Source organism: Streptomyces sp. 8P21H-1, assembly GCF_013302945.1.
Genome location: NZ_JABTYA010000184.1, coordinates 1 through 1,160 on the forward strand (window position 1 = coordinate 1; position 1,160 = coordinate 1,160).

Genomic DNA, 1,160 nt, shown 5'->3' on the forward strand with positions numbered 1-1,160 from the left:
CGCGCAGTTCCCCGCGCCCTTGAAAGGGCGCCCTTTCAGGGGCGCGGGGAACTGCGCGCTCAGCCCCGATGGCGCCGCAGCGTCCCACGGTCCTGCGCCCTCACCCACCCGCCGCGCCGCGTGTTCCCGCTCCCCGCGGAGCGACCGGCAGAATGGGGGGAATGAGTTCCGCCCCGGCCTTTCAGCCCGTCCTGCAGCGCATCGCCCAGGAGATCGCGCAGAGCCCCGGCCGCGGCCGCCCCGCCGACTACATCCCGGCGCTCGCCGCCTGCGACCCGAACCGGTTCGGGATGGCCGTCGCGGAGCTGGACGGCACGGTGTACGGCGTCGGCGACTGGCGGCAGCCGTTCTCGACGCAGTCCATCTCCAAGGTGTTCACCCTCGCCCTGGACCTCGCCCACGAGGCGGACGCGCTGTGGGAACACGTCGGCCGCGAACCCTCGGGCAACCCCTTCAACTCCCTCGTCCAGCTGGAGTACGAGAACGGCATCCCCCGCAACCCCTTCATCAACGCGGGCGCCCTCGTCGTCACCGACCGCCTCCACACCCAGACCGGCGACGCGTCGGGCACCCTCCTCGACTTCCTGCGCGCGGAGAGCGGCAACGCGGAGCTGGCCGTCAACCAGGACGTCGCCGGCTCGGAGGCCGCCCACGGCGACCGCAACGCCGCGCTGGGCCACTTCATGGCGGCCTACGGGAACATCGGGAACCCGGTCCCGGTGCTCCTCGACGAGTACTTCCGCCAGTGCTCCGTCGAGGCGTCCTGCGCCGACCTCGCCCTGGCCACCGGATTCCTCGCCCGCCACGGCGTCCGGGCCGACGGCACCCGTCTGCTGACCCAGCGGCAGGCCAAACAGGTCAACGCGGTCATGCTCACCTGCGGCACCTACGACGCGGCGGGCGAGTTCGCCTACCGCGTGGGCCTGCCCGGCAAGAGCGGCGTGGGCGGCGGGGTCATCGCCGTCGTCCCCGGCCGCTGCACCCTGTGCGCGTGGAGCCCCGGCCTGGACGAACACGGCAACTCGGTGGCGGGCGTCACGGCCCTGGACCGCTTCACGACCCTCACCGGTCTCTCGGTGTTCTAGGGCCGGCCCGCCCGCCGTGCAGCCGCAGGGCCAGCGCCACGACCCCGGCGCCCAGACCGGCGGCGCCCGCGACCG

Annotated in this window: 1 protein-coding gene; it reads left to right on the forward strand. The window is 73.9% G+C overall.

Going from position 1 to position 1,160, the window contains the following annotated elements:
- Nucleotides 1-161 precede the first annotated feature (161 nt).
- Nucleotides 162-1,085 (forward strand): glutaminase, encoded by a 924-nt coding sequence (locus tag HO151_RS03040; protein WP_173894573.1) that lies wholly within the window; start codon nucleotides 162-164, stop codon nucleotides 1,083-1,085.
- The last annotated feature ends 75 nt before the right edge of the window (nucleotides 1,086-1,160 follow it).